This is a genomic window from Secundilactobacillus collinoides DSM 20515 = JCM 1123 (assembly GCF_001435975.1).
In the GTDB taxonomy this organism is placed as follows: Bacteria; Bacillota; Bacilli; order Lactobacillales; family Lactobacillaceae; genus Secundilactobacillus; species Secundilactobacillus collinoides.
Window position 1 is genome coordinate 1 of record NZ_AYYR01000088.1, and the last position, 569, is coordinate 569.

The window sequence follows — 569 nt, forward strand, 5'->3', positions numbered from 1 at the left end:
ACCCCTGATGGTGGTGACCCGGCAACGGCCACTGTGCCAAGTGATCCGACCATTGACAACCCTAAGATTACAGGTGATTCTGATAAGGGGTACCAAGTAACTGGTCATTCAGCGCCGAATACGCCAATCACGATCAAAGATAAGAATGGAACACCAATTGCGTGGGGCGAAACTGATGGTTCTGGAACCTTCGTTATCACGGTCAGCCCAGATGATGTTGACCCAGATGATACCATCACGATTACGCCAGAAGGCGGAGATCCTGTTACAGTCACCGTACCAAAAGATCCGGCTGCGACGGATACAAATGATGAAACTCCAGAGATCACTGGCCCAGAAGTCACGGGCAATTCAACTGATGGTTACCACTTTACCGGAACCACTGATCCGAATACGCCAGTTACCATTACTGACAACAATGGTGACCCAATCGCCACTGGAACTTCAGATGACAAGGGTAACATCGACATTACCATTGACCCTGGAACAGTGAACCCTGGTGAAACGGTCACGGCAACCCCAGAAAACGGCGACCCAGTCGATGCAACGATTCCATCAGACCCAACTAT

Annotated in this window: 1 protein-coding gene; it reads left to right on the plus strand. The window is 50.3% G+C overall.

Annotated elements, in window-relative coordinates; all coding sequences use genetic code 11:
* Nucleotides 1–569: Ig-like domain-containing protein (locus tag FC82_RS16935; RefSeq protein WP_235809243.1), on the plus strand; the 569-nt coding region annotated here is incomplete at both ends.